Raw genomic sequence first — 18,483 nt, forward strand, 5'->3', positions numbered from 1 at the left:
CTTAAATTTTCTTGATGTTGTCAGTCGTCATCCAGCCTAGTGTACCATCTGGGAGTTCAATTTTGTAAAATGAACGGAATTGGTCGAGAATTTTAACTTTTGTGCCTTCGTGAAGCTGAAATAAGGCATTACTTTTTGTATTTGGCTCTTCGTATAAGTTTTTCTCTTCTTGAAATATTATGGCATATACAGAAGATTTAACCTGCTGAAGTTGGGTTTGTGCCATGGCAAATGCGCCTGCAGATAAAAGCATAAAGCCTAAGCAAATTCCAAAAGCCAAACGTTTGACAAAGGTGCGTTTAAACAATAAAAAAACACCAAAACTCAAAGCAGCAACAAACAAAAAAACAATCCCAATGATTGACCATGTATCAATTGAAAAGGTTTGGATAAAGTCTTCAAAGGTTTTGTTGACTTCAGAGTCAGGTAAACGTTCAAATTGGTCTAGGCGCATACGTTCTGCAAAGGCTAAATTGTTTTGAATGCTTTTGTCTTCAGGATTGAGTTTAAGGGCCTTTTCGTAGTAATAAATACTATTGGCAAGATCTTCAAGTTTATAGTAAGTATTGCCTAAATTAAAATATAACTCACTTGAAGCTTGACCATCTTTTAAAATATTTTGATAAAGCCTTTTGGCTTCTTTATAGTTTGTATCAGCATAAGCATCATTGGCCTGATTGAAAATATTGTCGTTCTGAGCCAAGGCTGAAAAGCTAAGAGCAAAACATAATATGTAAACCATTATTTTCATAAATTTCTATCAAGTTTTGCTAATGTTGCTTTGGCGTGTTGATAGTCCTGATCAATTTCAGATTGAGTTAGCGGCGAGTATCTTGCCATTTCGCAGTTTTTTAGCAGTTCTAAAAACGATTGGACATCCTCAGATTTTGCCCCTTTTTTCAACAACAATTCTTCTATTTTTTCCTTACTCATTTCGCTCGTGGTGATACGGAGCTTGGCTTTTAAATAATTATGTAACGCTTTCTCTAGAGATAAATAAAATGCATTAGAATCATTTAAGTGAGATTTGGCTTCAGACAAAAATTTCTTAGCCAGTTTATTGGCTTTTTTTCGATTTCTATCGGACTCCGACAAGCCTTCTCGGTTTTGAACTTTTTTAAAGACTATAAAAAATGGGAATAAAGCTAAGGTAATTAAAGAAATCGTCCAGAAAGCGGTACTCTTAAAAAAGCGTTTCTGATTAATCGGTCTTAATGTCGTATCTAATTTTATAAAAGTAAATTGTGCGTCAGGTGGTTTGATAAATGAATAGTTGCTCCCTGTAGTATCTGAATTTGAAGTGGAATTGGTCAAACTTGTGTTTGGCTCGACTTCAATTGAAATACTGTTGGAATTTAAAGTGATGTATCGTTTTTGAGTTGGGTCAAAATACGAAAACTCTAAACTGGGTATAACCTGTTTGCCAGCTTGTTGTGGCACTAAGGTATAAATATTCCGTTTAGACCCAACCATACCATTTACGGTTGTTCGGATATTGTCTTGTTTTTCAGGTTCAAATATTTCTGTATTGTTTGGCGCCTTTAGTGGAGGTAATTCAAACAAACTCATATTACCTTCACCGCTGAGTTTCACTTCGGCTTGAAGCGATTCCATGGCTTTGAGTTTATTTTTATCGACATTGACTTCAAAATCAAATTTACCTACAGCACCTGTAAAACTTGCTGGCTTATTTGCTTGCGGCAAGGCTTGAACGTCAATTGTTCTTGTTTGAGCAGAATAGGTTTTTTCTACGGTTTCATAAAGTCTCCTGCCAAAAAGGTCTCTGCGTTTTGTTGGCACTTCAACACCGATTGAAAGCGTCAAAGGTTCAATTTTAAGTTTTCCAGTTTTTTGTGGATATAAAATGGTTTTGCGCAATTCTACATAGCGATAAGGCTTGCCTGCAAATTCGCCATTTTTAACTTCAAGACGTTTCACATCAATACTTTGACTCCAAAAATTTTCATATTTAGGATTGTCAAGTGCGCGCCAGTTTCTGATATCTGTTGATGGACTCACATAGAGTTTATAGACCACGTAAATCCCTTCGTTTAGATAAGGACTCGTATCTGAAACTTCAGCCACCAAATGAATGCCGTCTAAAGCTTTAGACTGTGGTGTAGCATCAGCTGTTTCGCTTGGATTGTCGACAGCCGCAGTCACCTCAACAGTTTTTGGTGAAGTTTTATAGACTTTACCATCAATGGTGACTTCAGCTTGATTTATTGTAAGTTTACCACGTTTTAGCGGTTGTAAGAAAAAAGTATACGATTTTTGGAAAGTGCTTTTACCATTAATCCAACTTTGACTGACAGATTGATTAGGTCCCGCAATTTTTCTAAAACCTTCAAAAGAAGGTGGAATAAAGTTGTCACCATCTTTATTCATACTAAATTCAACACGCAAACGCTCATTAATCCCAAGTTTTTCACGACTCACTTCAGCTGTGAATTGGACTTGAGCTTGGCTAAAAGCACAACTTATTAAAATTAATATGTAAATTAATTTCTTCATTTACCAGTCTTTCTCAGTTTTGACTTTAGCGCCTTTGACTTTTTTGGCATTGAGTTTTTCTTGCGTGTTTTTTTCTTTATTTTGAATGGCTTGCAACAGGTTTTTAATTTGTTGCTTACTCATTTTCCCTTTTTGAGGCTTTGATGGCTGTTTTTGTTTTTGACTGTCTCCTTTTTTAGGATCCTTTTTGGCGTCGTCTTTTTTCTGTTTATTTTCCTTTTTGTCTTTACCGTCTTTGCGGTTTTGTTGATCTTGCTTTTTTTCGTCATTATCGCCTTCACCGCCTTTGTCCTGATCTTTTTTCTTATTCTTTTTCTGTTGGTCTTTATTTTTATCCTTGCCGCCACCTTCGTTTTTTTGCTTTTCTCTTTTTTGTTTAGCTAAAGCCAAATTGTATCGCGTTTCTTCGTCATTGGGGTTATTTCTCAAGGCATTTTTATAAGCTTCAACGGCTTTGGCATATTGCTTTTCTGCCATCATCAGGTTGCCTAGGTTGTGAAAATTTCGGTGTTTAACTGTTTTATTTTTAGAGGCTTTTGCGGACTCTAAATAGCGTATTGCGGACTGCTTATTTTTTTGATTTTCAAAATATAAATTTCCAAAATTATAAGCTGCTTCATCACCTTCAGGATTCTTATCTAGGGCTTTTCTATACAGCGCTTCGGCTTGTGGAAAATCGCCGTTTTGAATTTCTTCTGCGGCCAAAGCAGAATATTTTTGATATTGTTTTTGTGTTTTTTTGATGTTTTTATCCTGTGCATGCACTGCAATAAACAATAGCATCAAAACACTTAATATATTATATTTCTTCATCATAGTCTTTTTCATTAAACAGATTAAGTCGTCGTAACCATTGGGTTTTTCTTTCTAATATCAACACATCCAAAAGTATAAAAAGCATGCCAAAACCAATAAACCACTGATATTGTGTCTTAAAATCCGAAAATTGTTTGGTTTCAAACTCCGATTTTTCAATTTTTTGTAGATTTTCTAATAAAGATTTAACAATTTCATCGGTTCTTACCTTGTCAATAAAAGCGCCATTTCCTTTTTCAGCAATATTTTGTAAAGTCATTTTGTCAGCTCGTGTAATTACTGTTTGACCGTTTTGGTCTTTTTTGTAGGTCACACCACGATTTTGTTTGATAGGAATTGGTCCACCTTTTGAAGTGCCCACGCCAATTGTAAAAATTCTGATATTACTTTCTACCGCACGTTCTATAGCGTCATCGGCTTTACTGCCATGGTCTTCACCATCGCCTACTATAATTAAAACCCGATTGGTCGTATCATCACGGTCATAGTAAGTCGATGCCATATCTATGGCATCTGCCACGGCAGTCCCTTGACTAGAAACCATATCGGTGTTCATGGCTTGCAAAAAAGTTTTTGCTGCGCCATAATCGGTTGTGATCGGTATTTGCGGAAATGCGCTTCCTGCATATCCAATAATACCGACACGGTCAGATACCAAATTGTTTAGGGTCTGAGAAATAATTTGCTTACTTTTTTCTAAACGATTGGGGGCAATATCTTCGGCTAACATACTTTTTGATACATCAAGCGCAAACACAATATCAACACCTTGGCGTTTTACCGTTTCCATTTTTGTTCCCATTTTAGGGTTGGCTAAGGCTATGATAAAACAAGATAAACCTAAAGTAAGAAAAACAAATTTTATCCAAAGTTTAAAAGCCGAGCGTTGCGGTGCCAAAAATTTAAACAATTTAGGGTCTGCAAAACGCTTTTGTGCACGAGTCTGCCAAAGTCTATAAACGACAAACAACAAGACAATCACACCAACAACGGCGAAATACCAAAAATAATATGGATTTTCAAATTGTATCATTTACACTAAACTTCTCATGATTGTATATTTTATTAAAGCGACAAATGCTATTAACAAACCAGCAATAATGACAAAAATGGGATACTTTTCGTCATAATTGTAGTATTTGGTTTCTTTAATTTCGGTTTTTTCGAGTTTGTTGATTTCCTCATAAATAGATTTCAATTTATCTTCATTTGTAGCCCTAAAATATTGTCCATCGGTCATAGATGAAATTTCATCGAGTAAGGCTTCGTCAATTTCTACTTCGGTATTGCGGTATTGAAATTGTCCATTTCTATCAATGGCAACAGGTGATAGTGCTGTGCCAATACTACCAACGCCAATACTGTAAACTTTGATGTCGTATTCTAAGGCCAAATCGGCTGCTGTTTTGGGTTCAATAAAACCTGTATTGTTTACCCCATCTGTTAATAAAATAATGACTTTCCCTTTGGCTTCGCTGTATTTAAGGCGGTTAACGGCTGTGGCTAAACCCATGCCAATTGCGGTTCCACCTTCAATTTGACTGGAATATGAAATATCTTTTAGGGTGTTTAAAACAATGCTTTTATCTGAAGTTACGGGAGTTTTTGTGTAACTTTCGCCAGAAAAAACCACTAAACCAATACGATCATTTGGTCGGTTTTTAACAAATTCGGAGGCCACTTCTTTGACGACTTCCATACGGTTGGGTCTAAAATCTTTAGCCAACATACTGGCCGAAATATCAATAGACATCACAATATCAATACCGCGGGTTTTCTTGATATCGGTCGTCACATCTACTGTGCGCGGTCTCGCCATGGCGATGGTTAAAAATACCCAAGCTAAAATTTTTATGCTAAACATGACATGTTTTATATAGCCCCAAAAGGTTGAGCCTGAAAACGCTTGTGTAGATGAAAATTTGACCGGAACCTGACTTTGCTTGCGTTTTACTAAATACCATACCACAAATAATGGAATAGCAAGTAAAAGCCAAAACCAAGCGGGATTTTCAAATGTCAAGTCGTTAAACATACTTAGTTGTTTTCCAAATTAAATTCCACAGTATTTATAATTCTATTGCTAATCTCGTCGGCAAATCGGTCGTTTTCATCGTGAACTATGGTGATTTGTTGGTAGTTACCTCCTACGCCAAAATTTAAAATTTGATAAGATTTTTTGATGTCACTGCCCGTGATTGGGTTTTTGATATCAAAATTCCCAAAGACTTTAATGCCTTTTGAGCCATCTAAACTTTCAAACTCTTCATCTTTACTGATGATATTAATCGCGCCTTTTTGCTCTAAATTTTTGTAAATTCCATCAATAGCTTTTTTCAAATCGAACTCAGTGTCTTTTTTAAATTGAACCGAACTTAATACCACGTATAAATTTGAAAACAAAGATCCATCAACAAAAGTCTCCGTGCTGAGCACCATATCGTTTTGTTTGATGTTTTGGTTTAAACTATCAATTGGAGTTCTCACGAGAACTTCTGGAGTTGAAATTTGAATTGGCGGGTAGCCATAAGTGCTGGTAATCCAGTCTTGTTCTAAAAGTTCTTTGGAAGCATTGCCAAAATACGCATCTTTGACATAATCGTAACCCTTGGTAGCAACCAGAGCAACAGTAGAAATGGTGGCTATGGCTAAAACGACCAAAATGGCAAAAGCGATTTTTCGGCGTTGTCGGCGTTTCTTCAAGATGGCTTGATAAGCTTCATCGCGTTTTTTCTCTTCGTCGGTAGGCTCTGGGATAGCCGTTTGCATGCTATTGGTAAAGGTTTCGACGTTTTTACGGTCCGATTTTGCCGTTAACACATCTGGGGCAGACTTGGCAAACTTGGCCAAATCTGCACGTTGCAAGATTTTTTTAAAGTCGTCAATCAAGTCTTGACTGATGTTGAGTTTCTGACTTTGACGTCGGCTCTCGAGCTCATCGACCAACTCATTACTGGTGTATTCTAAAGCTCTGATTTCAACCTTTTCTTCGAGATATCGCCGACTGATTTCGGTGAGTTGAGAATAGTATTCTTTTAAATTTCTATCATCAATGAGTTTTGAATTGTCTAAGTCTTGCAAAGATTGGATAGCGCGTTGATAGGGCGGAATGCGTTTTTTCTTTACATCTTTTTTCTTTTTAAATTTAAAAAGGACAAAAATCAAACCTAAGGCTACGACTATTGCCAGCAATGTCCACCAAATCCATGACCGAATCTCAAAAGGTTTTTCAAAATCGATATAAGCTTTTATGGGATAAAGCTTTTGCTTGGTCGTATCGACCACCACATCGTTGACTCTAATATTAATGCTATCGGTTTCAATAAAACTGTCGTTGAGTTTTAAAGTTTGTTTGCCAATGGTATAGCTTCCAGAGTCAAATTGCGTTAAAGCGTAGGTTTTTGATAGTATCTTAAGTGGCTCGAGCTGTGTCGTGTCAATTTTATAAGCTTCTACCATTTCTAGCGGCGTAAAAGTTTGTCCTTCAGGAAAGACAATCACATCCTCAGGTTGGATCTTGGCTGTAATTTTGTATTGAATTTGCTCACCAATTTTGATGGTATCGCGGTCTATTTCTGCAGAGACTTCTTGAGCCTTAGTCAGAAAACTGCTAACCAACAATGTGGTTGTAAAAATTAATCGATATGTCATTTTATCCAGTCTCATCAATCTCTTATCGGGCTTTAAAGTAACTTAATAGTTTTTTGACATAGCTTTCTTCGACTTGTGTAGAAATTCGCCCGGCTCCACTGAGCTTAAAGGTTTTGTCAAAATATTCTACACGGTCTAAATACTGTTTTCGATAGGCTTGTCTTGTGCTTTTTAATGCAGAATTAAGCCAAACCAACTTACCACTTTCAGCGTCTTGGGCTTGAATTAACCCAACATTGGGTAATTCGGTTTCACGTTTATCGTAAATTCTAATGCCTGTCACATCGTGACGCTGGGCTACAATTTTTAAACTGCGCTCATAATCATCATCTATAAAATCAGACATCACAAAAGCAATCGCGCGTTTTTTTATCATATTGCTTAAAGACTTTAGTGCGAGAGAGATATTGGTTTTTTTATTTTGGGGTTTAAATTCAATGAGCTCGCGGATAATTCTCAACACGTGCATCCGTCCTTTTTGAGGTGGGATGTAAAGTTCGATTTGATCGGTAAACAGCATCAACCCGACTTTATCATTATTTTGAATCGCAGAAAAAGCTAGTGTTGCTGCAATTTCTACTAAAATATTTCTCTTGTAAGTGGTTTGAGAACCAAATGTTTCAGAAGCCGACACATCGATTAAAAGCATCATGGTGAGCTCGCGTTCTTCTTCAAAAACCTTTACAAACGGCTCGTTATATCTAGCAGTGACATTCCAGTCTATAGCCCGAACATCATCTCCAAATTGATAGCCACGAACTTCGCTAAAGGTCATCCCGCGACCTTTGAATGCCGAATGGTATTCGCCACCAAACACATGGTCGCTCAAGCGCCGTGTTTTGATTTCAATTTTTCTAACCTTTTTGAGAAGTTCTTTGGTATCCATAAATGGTATAAAATTGTTAATCTAAAGTTTGAAATTCCTTTTTCTATGGTACTTCGACTTTGTTGACAATTTTAGCAATCAGATCTTCAGAGGTTACATTTTCTGCTTCTGCTTCGTAGGTGATTCCAACCCGGTGTCTTAAGACATCCATCACGACTGCTCTCACATCTTCGGGTATCACGTAACCTCGACGCTTGATAAAGGCATAACATTTTGCGCAAGTGGCTAAGTTGATACTACCCCGTGGTGAAGCCCCAAAGCTTATGAGTGGCTTGATTTCGTCGAGTTTGTATTGTTCAGGATATCGGGTGGCAAAAATGAGATCTAGAATATATTTTTCTATTTTTTCATCCATATAAACATCTTTAACCGCGTCTTGTGCTTTTAAAATCTTGTCAATAGATACGACAGATTTCACTTTATCAAAGTCGCCAGCTAGATTGGCTCTTACTACCTGTTGTTCTTCATTAATTTTTGGATAATCTATGACAGTTTTGAGCATAAACCGGTCTACTTGTGCTTCTGGTAAGGGATAAGTCCCTTCTTGTTCGACTGGGTTTTGAGTGGCCATAACCAAAAAGGGTTTGTCTAAAATAAAGGTTTCATCTCCAATAGTAACTTGCTTTTCCTGCATGGCTTCAAGTAGAGCCGATTGCACTTTGGCCGGTGCACGGTTGATCTCATCTGCCAAGACAAAGTTGGCAAAAATTGGCCCTTTCTTGATGCTGAAATCATTTTCTTTCATGTTGTAAATCATTGTCCCTACTACGTCAGCAGGCAACAAATCCGGTGTAAACTGTATACGACTAAACGATCCGTCAACCGCATTTGACAAGGTGTTTATGGCAAGGGTTTTAGCCAGACCCGGAACACCTTCGAGTAAAATATGACCACGGCCGATAAGTCCAATGAGAAGGCGTTCAATCATTTCTTTTTGACCGATAATGACTTTATTCATTTCTTGCGTCAAGATATCGACAAATGCACTTTCCTTTTCAATTTTTTCATTGATTTGTGCGATATCAACATTGGTATTTTGAGCATCCATAGGCGATAAGTTTAGGATTTTGTTTAGCAACGCAAATTGATAAAATATTTGTATTGAGCTTGTTAAGGTCTGGTTAAAAGTTAGAATAGTTTCTAATGGATTCAAATTGTTAAAAAACAATTGAAAATGAATATCTTATATGTGGTTTTAAGTCCTCTCGATTTTTGTTCAAAAAAACTTTAATTATTCCTTAGGAAAGTGTCAAAAAAATATGCTTTACTTTTAAACAAAAAAGAAAATGAAGGTATTGATAACTGGGGCAACCGGTTTGGTGGGTAAAGCATTGACAGCAAAACTCTTGGAGCGTGGTGATGAAGTGAATTATTTAACTACGAGTAAATCAAAAGTTGAAAATCAAAAAAATTTTAATGGTTTCGTTTGGAACCCAAAACGAGAAGAAATTGATAAAGCTTGTTTTGATGGTGTAGAATGCATCATCAATTTGGCAGGTGCAAGTGTGGCTGAACGCTGGACTAGCGAACATAAAAAAGCAATATTAAACAGCAGGATTGATAGCTTAAATCTTTTATATAAAAGTTTATCTGAAATTAATCATGAAGTCAATCACTTAGTTTCTGCAAGTGCCATTGGGGTGTATCCAAGTTCGCTGACCAGACTTTACGATGAGGCCGAAACCGATTTAAGTCATGACTTTTTGGGTCATGTCGTTCAAGAATGGGAAAAAGCATCCAGCCAGTTTGAGAACTTAAACATTAATGTAGCTCAACTTCGCATTGGCGTTGTGCTTTCTGCTGATGGTGGTGCATTAGAACAAATGGCAAAACCCATTAAAAATTATGTTGGCGCTACTTTAGGTTCAGGCCAACAATGGCAATCTTGGATACACATTAAAGACTTAGCGTCGATGTTTTGTCATGTTATGGATGAAGCGTTGACAGGGGTTTATAATGCTGTTGCTCCAAACCCTGTGAATAATAAGAAGTTGACTAAAACCATAGCAAAGCAATTAAACAAGCCACTTTTACTCCCGCCTGTGCCAAAATTTGCATTAAAATTATTGTTAGGGGAAATGGCGCAGATCGTTTTAGGTAGTCAACTGGTAAGCGCTGATAAAATTCAACAAGAAGGCTTTGTATTTGAATATGCCCATATTGAAAAGGCTTTGGAGGATATTTATAATAAAAAAGCCGCCAAAAAATGACGGCTTTCTGATTATTGAAATTTAAATAGTAACTTATCTTTTTACAAATTTCAAAGCATTTCCGTTTTCATTTTTGATGAGGTATATGCCTCTAGATAAATTTTGGACATTGATTTCAGAGGTATTTGTAACTTCAATGACTTTTTTTCCATTCAAGTTAAAAATAGTGTAATCCCCAATTTGGTCTGTTTTTAAAATGCTATCTACTGGATTAGGATACACTTTAAAATTCAAATCATTCACATTAAAATCTTGAGTCGATAAGGTGATATTGCTCAATTCGTAAATAGATAAAGTCGCACTGACCTCGTTAGATAATACCAATAAGGCTTTGCCTGTGCCACTATTTTCGGGTGCCACATAAACAATACCATCTGGCCCTAAATCACCAGATTCCTGTCCACCAGGTGTAGCATCTCTATTGTTTTCATATTCTAAAAACGTAGGTGCAGACGGGTTGGTCACATCATAAGCCATCACTCCACCTATACGTTCTAATATGATAAAGGCGTAATAGCTACCATCAATTTCCTGAACAATCACATTTTCAGGCTCAACTCCTTTGTTATCACTCCTATTTTTAAAAGAATTATTGCTGTTGCTTGCATTAAAAATTGCACCGTAAACCGGGTCTGCAGCAGTAATATGCGCAAAATCATTTCCACTATCGAAAACTAATGCGCCTGTATCTGCATTAAAAATACTAAATGATCGCCCGCCAAACACGTGCAGTTCTTCAAATAGACCGTCGTTGTTTGCATCTCCAGAAGCGTTAGTAAAATTAATTCCATCCAATGTAGATTCTAATTCTAATAAATTGATGTTACTAAATACACTCGGGTCTAAATTGAAATCAGAGTCTGTTATATCCCTTTCTTCTTCAAAAGCATCGTATTCTCTAGCATCACCTTCGTTTGCTGTGACGAGATAGTTCACACCACCAAGATTATATGTAGTAACTCCGTCAGGCATATACATACCTTTAATTGGCCAAGACGCATCAAATATAAAATCTGTTTCATCTGAAGTATCTAGAGTATTCTCAGGTAAACTGTGGTCTTTTAACCCAAAAGATTTGATGTCTGTAACCGTATTGGTGGTCAAGTCTATAATTGCATAAGCATTGTTTTCTTGACAAGCCACATAAGCCGTTTGATTATCTTCTGTAACGGTAATAAACTCAGGTTCTAAATCTTGAGAAACTGAAGCACCTGGACCAAAAATTCTAACATCATTAGCAATTAAAGTCGCTTGTTGACTATCGAAAGCATTGAAATTGATTTCAGTAACATTGGCTTGCGTAATACCTGCTAGACCAGCCGCAACATCAATAACACTCACACTACCCTCAGGGTCAATAGTATAGTCATCGCTAGGCTCGCCTTCGTTGGCGACTAAAACTGAATTACCATCTGGTGAAAAGGTTAACATATCAGGTAAAGCCCCAACGGTAACTAGAACAGGATTATTACCATCAATATCCGTGAACACAACGGAACCAGGATCAGTTGCTACATTGTTAGAAACCGCAATGGCTACGAGGCCGTCATTCACATCAACACTTTGAGCACCAGCCCCAAATGGGGTTACGTCTATATTACTAATAGTAGATGGTGTTGTCGGATCTGATAAGTCAATAATTTCAATTTTAGTATCATTGACAACATAAAGTCGTTGTGTATTTGGGTCAAATTTTGAAATCTCTGCAGTGCCAGAAGCGTCAACGGTATAACTTGTCAAATAAGTCATATCTAAAACCGTATCATCAGTGACTGGCACATCGTTGTCATCATCTAAAATAAAAACAGGTAACAAGGCGTTGCCTAAAGTAGCATCAACTGGATTAGATAGTTCTAAGGCAAAAAATACACTTGGATCATCCGTGCTGTTGTCAATAATAGGAATTGATACGGTTTGTGCGGCAGTTGAACCAGAGGGAAAAGTTAAAGTCGTCGTTGAAAATGTAAAATCATTTCCTTCTGTTGCACTACCTCCCATCATCACAGCAACATCAACGCTCGGTGAATTTGATGGAGCTATTGATGGTGACACATTAATAGTAACATTTCCTGCATTTTCATCAACTGAAACCACAGTTTCGTCAAAAGCCAATTGAACTTGTGTCGTTTGCGGTGCATCTCCAGGCGAACCAATATTTGGAACATTATTGTTCCCGCCGGTTGCAATGGTGGCTACTGCACCATTTGCATTGCCAACTGTTGAAAAAGCGGCTAACTCGACATCATAAGTTTGACCGTCGTTACTTCCTGTGTCGGGATAACTTGCAGAGCTTATTGGAGAACTCAAGTTAGGATCACCTAACCATAAATTGGCAGTATCGCCACCGCCTCCTAAACCAGCGCCATCAGCAAAACCTATTTCTACATTACTCAAGTCTAAGACAGCACCCCACACGTTTTCAAAGGTGGTGACATCGGCAGCATTGGCCGTTAACACGACAACCACTTTTTCACCAGGCTGAATATCAGTAATCCCTTGAATGATAACAGCGTCAGCCGGGTCAGCAGATTCGTCGTCATAATATAAATCAGGATCAACACCAGATACCCAAGCGGTTCCTCCTGTGTTGGTGATTTCAATCCAGTCCTCAGTTAAATCACTTCCAGATTGACCTGGAAATAATTCCGATACTTTGATATCTGCTGGCAAAGCTGGTGCATCACCTGGCGAAGCAATATTAGGAACAGTATTGTTTGCTCCAGCAGTGGCAATTGTTTCAACTGCACCGTTGGCATTTCCAACCGTTGAAAATGCAGCAAGTTCAACATCGTAAGATTTTGCATCGTTACCAAAAGTATCTGGATAATTTTCAATTTCAACAGGTGATGTTGTTGCAGGGTCACCTAACCATAGGGTCGCACCATCGCCACCGCTTCCTAGACCAGAGCCATCAGCAAATCCAACTTCAATATTAGTTAGGTCTACAACTTCGCCCCAAATGGTTTCAAAAGTTGTCACATCTGCTGTATTGTCTGTTAATACAACCACAACTTTTTCACCTGGTTGAATATCAGTAATCCCTTGAATGATAACAGCATCAGATGGGTCAGCAGATTCGTCATCATAATATAAGTCAGGATCAGTTCCTGAAACCCATGCCACAGAACCTACATTTTTGATTTCAAACCAATCTTCTGTAAGGTCATTTCCAGCTTGGCCTGGGAATAATTCAGTGACTTGAAGATCAATAATCGCTGTAATTGGTGCAACTCCAAAACCATCTAAACCACCATTAGCAATATCAGAAGGTGTCGTGTTTATGGTTTCAAATCTTGTGCTGGGATCAGTAAAACCAACCAATTCTCCTGAGGCAATACTGCTTAATAAAGCAATGTTTGAATTTCTAGTTGAAACACCATTGGCTTCCCAAGCACTTCCAGGATCATTGTTAGGATTTCCAAAAACATCGGTTATTGTTGTCCCTAATTTTAGTACCAAAGCATCATCACCGTTAAAAGTAAATGATTTCTCATAAAATAAAACGCCATTTGAAGTGGCTGCGGGTTGCATGTCAATCGTGCCCACAACTAAAACTTCTCCAGGTTGCAATACACCGCTGTCGATAGTGAAATCTGGACTAGGTGCAGCACCATTAGTGCCTTTTTCTATGATGAGATTATCCACAGAAAAATCTAGAGCTGCACTGGTGTTGTTTAAAATTTCTAAACCTTTAGGAGAAGTCCCGCTATCGGTTTCTACATATTGACTAATAATTTGAGCAGAAGCCCAACTAGAAATCAATAATAACGTTAGTAAAGTAAAGTGTTTCATTAGACTATAATTTTAGATTAAATTTTATCTAAAATTACTATCATAAATCTTTAAACACATTAGCTAAAAATCATCAAATTGTTTAGGAATCTGATTTATACATTAAATTATTGTTACTTCAAGTTTGGTTGATAGATTTTTGGTAAACTCTACTTCACATTCTCAATATTATAGCCCAAATATTCTACGTTTTGTTCATTAAATTTGATATTGTAAGTTTCTAAATCTTTTAGAATGGGATTATACACATCCGAATAAATTGGTCTTAAAACGCCTTTTCTAGTGATTTCTCCATTGAGAATTTTTAAGGTTGCCATCCCGACAGGTAAACCAACTGTTTTAGCCATAGCAGTGTAGGTTTGATCTTCACCAACACTAACCATAGTAGAATCAATTTGATGCTTCTCGCCATTCAATTCATAACCAAATTTATGGTACATCACAATCATGTCTTTGTCTTTTGGCTGGAGTGTCCATTTATCTTCCAGAATTTTTTGTAGAGCTTGTGCCGGTGTGGCTTGTTTAAGTCCTATGTTTTTGTCAGGGTTAAATAAATCGATTTCTAACAACTTTTCCCAAATTAGATCATCTTGATCTATTTTAAGATTGTGTCTTAGTTTTAACTCTACTGAGTCTGAAGGCGAATAGGGTAAAAAGGAATTAACAAACTCACGATAACTCATATTTTGGGTGTTTTCCATAATGTAAGTATCGTCTGTCATCCCAAGTTGAACAAAAACATTCCAAGCTTTAGAATAGCCAACCCTTCGTAATGTTCCCCGATACAATGTTGGTATATTTTCTAAACCATAAATATCGCGATATTGTAGTGAATTTCGGTTAGCAATGCCTTCAAATTTACCATAGCCTGGCACTTTTAAAAACTCTGTTCGTCTGAATAAACGCTGGTAGGGAATGTATTTGTACTTGCCTTCTTGGATAAATTTTGCTGCACCACCTTGACCTGCAACCACCACATTTCTGGGGTTCCAAGTAAACTTATAATGCCAAAGGTTATCATCACTTTCCGGGGCGACTAGACCTCCGGTAAAGGATTCAAACATCAGCATTTTTCCACCTCGATTTTTGATACGATCGATGACTTGCATCGCACTCATGTGGTCAATCCCGGGATCGACACCAATTTCATTCATAAAAGTTAAACCCTTTGCTTTGACATCTTCATCTAGCGACTGCATATCTTCTGAAACATAAGATGCCGTGACCATATTTTTATCAAACTTTAAACAGTCTTTGGCGACTTCAATGTGAAATCTGGCAGGCAACATCGAGACCACAATATCTGCAACTTTTACAGCTTTTGCTCTTTCATCTTCTTTAAAGATGTCTAGCTCTACTGCATTGAGATTTTCTGAAATTTCAGCAATTTTTTTGGCTTGTTTGAGGTTTTTATCGGCTATAGTGATGTCAAGTTTTTCAACTTCTGATTGCTCACTTAAAAATCTAACCAGAGATGAGGTTGATTTCCCAGCACCAATAATGAGTAGTTTGCGCATAAAATTATTAAGTTTTATCTATTTTTGTTCATTTTACGAAGGTATATAAAAGCCTTTACAAGACTATTATTATGGCAAAAAAACTAAAATTATTTGGAGCTTTTTTTGGGATGACCGCAGTTATTATTGGAGCTTTTGGTGCACATACCTTAGCTGAACAAATTGATGCAGAAAGTTTGAGAAGTTTTGAAACTGGGGTGAAATATCAAATGTATCATGCTTTACTCTTAATTATTTTAGGGTTTAATTTAAAAACAGTAAGAAAGACCCACAGTTTTGTTTTTTATATGATAGTCATTGGTATAATTATGTTTTCTGGTTCCATTTATGGCTTAGCCACCAACGGCCTTACAAGTTTTGATTTTACCACAATTGCATTTATTACACCTATAGGGGGGAGTCTATTAATTTTAAGCTGGTTATTGATTTTTGTCAGTTTTTTAAATAAAAACTGAAAAATAAATATTTAAAAAAGGCTTTTATTGAGGATTCTAATTAAATTTGTTTTGAAATAAAACCAAAATTATGGATTCTACTCAAAATGCTACCAAAACCATTTCGCTAGATAAATATGGTATCACAGATGTCAAAGAAATCGTATATAATCCATCATACGGCCAACTTTTTAAAGAAGAATTAAACCCAAACCTCGAGGGTTATGAGAAAGGTCAGCTTACAGAACTCGGCGCTGTAAATGTCATGACGGGCAAATTTACGGGGCGTTCACCCAAAGATAAATTTATTGTAGAAAATGACGCCTCTAAAGATATATGGTGGACTTCACCTAAGTCTCCAAACGATAATAAAAAAGTTTCTGAAGAAGCTTGGAAACATTTGAAAAAAATCACTACAGAAGAACTTTCCGGTAAAAGACTGTTTGTTGTAGATACGTTTCTTGGTGCAAATGAAAATTCAAGATTGAAAATTCGTTTTATCATGGAGGTAGCATGGCAGGCTCACTTCGTGAAAAATATGTTTATTCGACCATCAGAAGAAGAGCTTAAAAACTTTGGCGATCCCGATTTTGTGGTGATGAATGCTTCAAAGACCACAAACACTCGCTGGAAAGAATTCGACATGAACTCTGATGTATATACGGTATTTAATCTTGAAGAAAAAATGCAGGTTATCGGCGGGACATGGTATGGTGGTGAGATGAAAAAAGGCATGTTTGCTATGATGAATTATATGTTACCAAAAGCTGGCATGGCTTCAATGCACTGCTCTGCCAATGTTGGTAAGAATGGCGATGTTGCTATCTTTTTTGGGCTATCTGGAACAGGAAAAACTACATTATCTACAGACCCTAACAGAAAACTTATTGGTGATGATGAACACGGTTGGGATGATGACGGCGTGTTTAATTTTGAAGGTGGCTGTTATGCAAAAACTATGAATCTCGATAAAGAATCAGAGCCAGATATTTATGGGGCTATAAAACGTGATGCGCTTCTTGAAAATGTAACTGTTGATGAAAACGGTAAAATTGACTTTAATTCAGGGCCAGCCAATACGCGTGTGTCTTATCCTATTTACCACATTGATAACATTGTTAAGCCCGTTTCTAAAGCTGGACATGCCAATAAAGTGATTTTCTTAACTGCTGATGCTTTTGGAGTTTTACCACCTGTGGCAAAACTGACAAAAGCACAAACACAATATCATTTCTTATCAGGATTTACTGCTAAGTTAGCTGGTACAGAAAGAGGCGTAACCACTCCTCAACCGACATTTTCGGCTTGTTTTGGTGAAGCTTTTCTTTCCTTACACCCAACAAAATACGGTGAAGAATTAGTTAAAAAAATGGATGAGCACGGTACAGAGGCATACATTGTAAACACCGGATGGAACGGTACCGGAAAACGAATTTCTATTCAAGATACGCGAGGAATTATTACGGCGATACTTGATGGATCTATTGAAAAATCTCCAACTATAAATTTGCCCATATTCAATTTAGAAATCCCAACAAAACTTGAAGGTGTACACGACGAAATTCTCGACCCGCGAAACACTTATTCTGACCCTGGCGACTGGGATAAAAAGGCTAAAAATCTTGCCTCACTCTTTATCGACAACTTTCAAAAGTATACAGATAACGAGAAAGGCAAAGCACTTGTTGATGCAGGTCCGCAATTATAAATGTCTAAATAAATCGTATAAAAAGGTCATCCCTGTTAGGATGACCTTTTTTTAATATTTATCATTCTTGAATTTATAGTTTTACTGTTTTGCCACTAGCCAGACTACCGTCAAAGAAAGGTGTACTAATAATTTCTATTCTTATAGTGACTATTTTAAAATCAGTTTAGCTTCAAAACACGCTTCAAAATGTGATTTGAGTTTGGTTTTAACCTCTTCTACGTCTACTTTTTTTTGACCTAATTCTACGTTGAGGGAAGTCACAGCTTTGTCTTTGATTCCACAAGGCACGATGTTATCAAAATAGCCTAAATCAGCATTGACATTAAATGCAAACCCATGCATAGTAACCCAACGTGAAGCACGAACACCCATAGCGCAAATTTTACGCGCAAAAGGCGTATCCACATCAAGCCAAACACCTGTTTCACCCTTGCTTCTCGTAGCCTCAATTCCATATTCTTTAAGCGTAAGAATAATAACTTCTTCTAAAGTTCTAAGATATTTATGAATGTCAGTGAAAAAGTTATCTAAGTCTAATATTGGATAACCTACTATCTGCCCTGGTCCGTGATACGTAATATCGCCACCGCGATTGATTTTATAAAAAGTTGCTTTCTTAGCCTTTAACTGTTCTTCATTGAGCAATAAGTGTTCCAGTTTTCCACTTTTGCCTAAAGTATAAACATGGGGATGTTCTACGAAAAGAAAATAATTGTCAGTTTTATCATTTAAGTTTTGGCGTCGGTTTTGAATTTTGGTATTCAAAATTCCATCAAAAAGTTGCTCCTGGTAGTCCCAAGTTTCTTTGTAATCTTTAAGACCGAGGTCTTTTAATATAACATCTTTATTCATGGCTCAAATTTACAAAATTATATGCCGATTTATTCAATATTAACAGCATTAGAATGTTTAGAGTGAGTGATAATCACATGAAAAAATTGTTTATTTGTAA

The 18,483-nt window shown here is 36.9% G+C and carries 14 protein-coding genes; 3 read left to right on the forward strand and 11 right to left on the reverse strand.

From position 1 onward, the window contains the following. Position 1 precedes the first annotated feature (1 nt). Genes FCN74_RS00910 through FCN74_RS00945 form a run of 8 tightly spaced genes read right to left on the reverse strand, consistent with a single transcriptional unit; the run spans position 2 to position 8,915 of the window. Entirely contained in the window at positions 2-751 is a 750-nt protein-coding gene (locus FCN74_RS00910; RefSeq protein ID WP_138930717.1) for a tetratricopeptide repeat protein, read from the reverse strand. Next, complete coding sequence (locus FCN74_RS00915; RefSeq protein WP_138930718.1) at positions 748-2,514, reverse strand: BatD family protein; 1,767 nt, start codon at positions 2,512-2,514, stop codon at positions 748-750. The genes FCN74_RS00910 and FCN74_RS00915 overlap by 4 nt, the downstream gene beginning before the upstream one ends. Beyond that, entirely contained in the window at positions 2,515-3,327 is an 813-nt protein-coding gene (locus FCN74_RS00920) for a tetratricopeptide repeat protein (RefSeq protein WP_246062522.1), read from the reverse strand. It abuts the gene before it with no gap. Then, entirely contained in the window at positions 3,314-4,363 is a 1,050-nt protein-coding gene (locus FCN74_RS00925; RefSeq protein WP_138930720.1) for a vWA domain-containing protein, read from the reverse strand. Before FCN74_RS00925 ends, FCN74_RS00920 begins: the two co-directional genes overlap by 14 nt. After that, positions 4,364-5,365 (reverse strand): vWA domain-containing protein, encoded by a 1,002-nt coding sequence (locus FCN74_RS00930; protein ID WP_138930721.1) that lies wholly within the window; start codon positions 5,363-5,365, stop codon positions 4,364-4,366. Positions 5,366-5,367: 2 nt separating this feature from the next. Continuing rightward, a complete protein-coding gene (locus FCN74_RS00935; RefSeq protein ID WP_138930722.1) occupies positions 5,368-6,996 on the reverse strand; it encodes a BatD family protein in 1,629 nt (542 codons plus the stop codon). A 7-nt stretch (positions 6,997-7,003) separates the two neighbouring features. Further along, positions 7,004-7,867 carry a DUF58 domain-containing protein gene (locus tag FCN74_RS00940; RefSeq protein ID WP_138930723.1) on the reverse strand — a complete coding sequence of 288 codons (864 nt, stop codon included), beginning with the start codon at positions 7,865-7,867 and terminating at the stop codon, positions 7,004-7,006. Between the two features lie 43 nt (positions 7,868-7,910). Then, the gene (locus tag FCN74_RS00945) at positions 7,911-8,915 is read right to left on the reverse strand and encodes an AAA family ATPase (RefSeq protein WP_138930724.1); all 1,005 of its coding nucleotides are present in this window, start codon (positions 8,913-8,915) and stop codon (positions 7,911-7,913) included. 238 nt (positions 8,916-9,153) lie between these two features. Here FCN74_RS00945 and FCN74_RS00950 point away from each other — a divergent pair, with 238 nt between their 5' ends. Next, positions 9,154-10,077 carry a TIGR01777 family oxidoreductase gene (locus FCN74_RS00950; protein ID WP_138930725.1) on the forward strand — a complete coding sequence of 308 codons (924 nt, stop codon included), beginning with the start codon at positions 9,154-9,156 and terminating at the stop codon, positions 10,075-10,077. 33 nt (positions 10,078-10,110) lie between these two features. On the opposite strand, the gene FCN74_RS00955 is transcribed toward FCN74_RS00950, so the two are convergent. Both FCN74_RS00955 and FCN74_RS00960 read right to left on the reverse strand, forming a co-directional pair. Beyond that, on the reverse strand, positions 10,111-13,869 hold the full coding sequence (locus FCN74_RS00955; protein WP_138930726.1) for a choice-of-anchor I family protein: 3,759 nt from the start codon (positions 13,867-13,869) through the stop codon (positions 10,111-10,113). A 149-nt stretch (positions 13,870-14,018) separates the two neighbouring features. After that, positions 14,019-15,386, reverse strand: coding sequence for a saccharopine dehydrogenase family protein (locus tag FCN74_RS00960; RefSeq protein ID WP_138930727.1), 1,368 nt, complete (start codon positions 15,384-15,386; stop codon positions 14,019-14,021). 71 nt (positions 15,387-15,457) lie between these two features. Here FCN74_RS00960 and FCN74_RS00965 point away from each other — a divergent pair, with 71 nt between their 5' ends. Continuing rightward, the gene (locus FCN74_RS00965) at positions 15,458-15,841 is read left to right on the forward strand and encodes a DUF423 domain-containing protein (protein WP_171047078.1); all 384 of its coding nucleotides are present in this window, start codon (positions 15,458-15,460) and stop codon (positions 15,839-15,841) included. 70 nt (positions 15,842-15,911) lie between these two features. Further along, complete coding sequence (gene pckA, locus FCN74_RS00970) at positions 15,912-17,528, forward strand: phosphoenolpyruvate carboxykinase (ATP) (protein WP_138930729.1); 1,617 nt, start codon at positions 15,912-15,914, stop codon at positions 17,526-17,528. A 150-nt stretch (positions 17,529-17,678) separates the two neighbouring features. Here the strand turns inward: pckA and lipB are convergent, their stop codons facing one another. Continuing rightward, positions 17,679-18,383: a lipoyl(octanoyl) transferase LipB gene (gene lipB, locus FCN74_RS00975; protein ID WP_138930730.1), complete on the reverse strand. Its 705-nt coding sequence runs from the start codon at positions 18,381-18,383 to the stop codon at positions 17,679-17,681. Positions 18,384-18,483: the final 100 nt, after the last annotated feature.

The organism is Mesohalobacter halotolerans, from assembly GCF_006120725.1.
GTDB classification, from domain to species: Bacteria; Bacteroidota; Bacteroidia; order Flavobacteriales; family Flavobacteriaceae; genus Psychroflexus; species Psychroflexus halotolerans.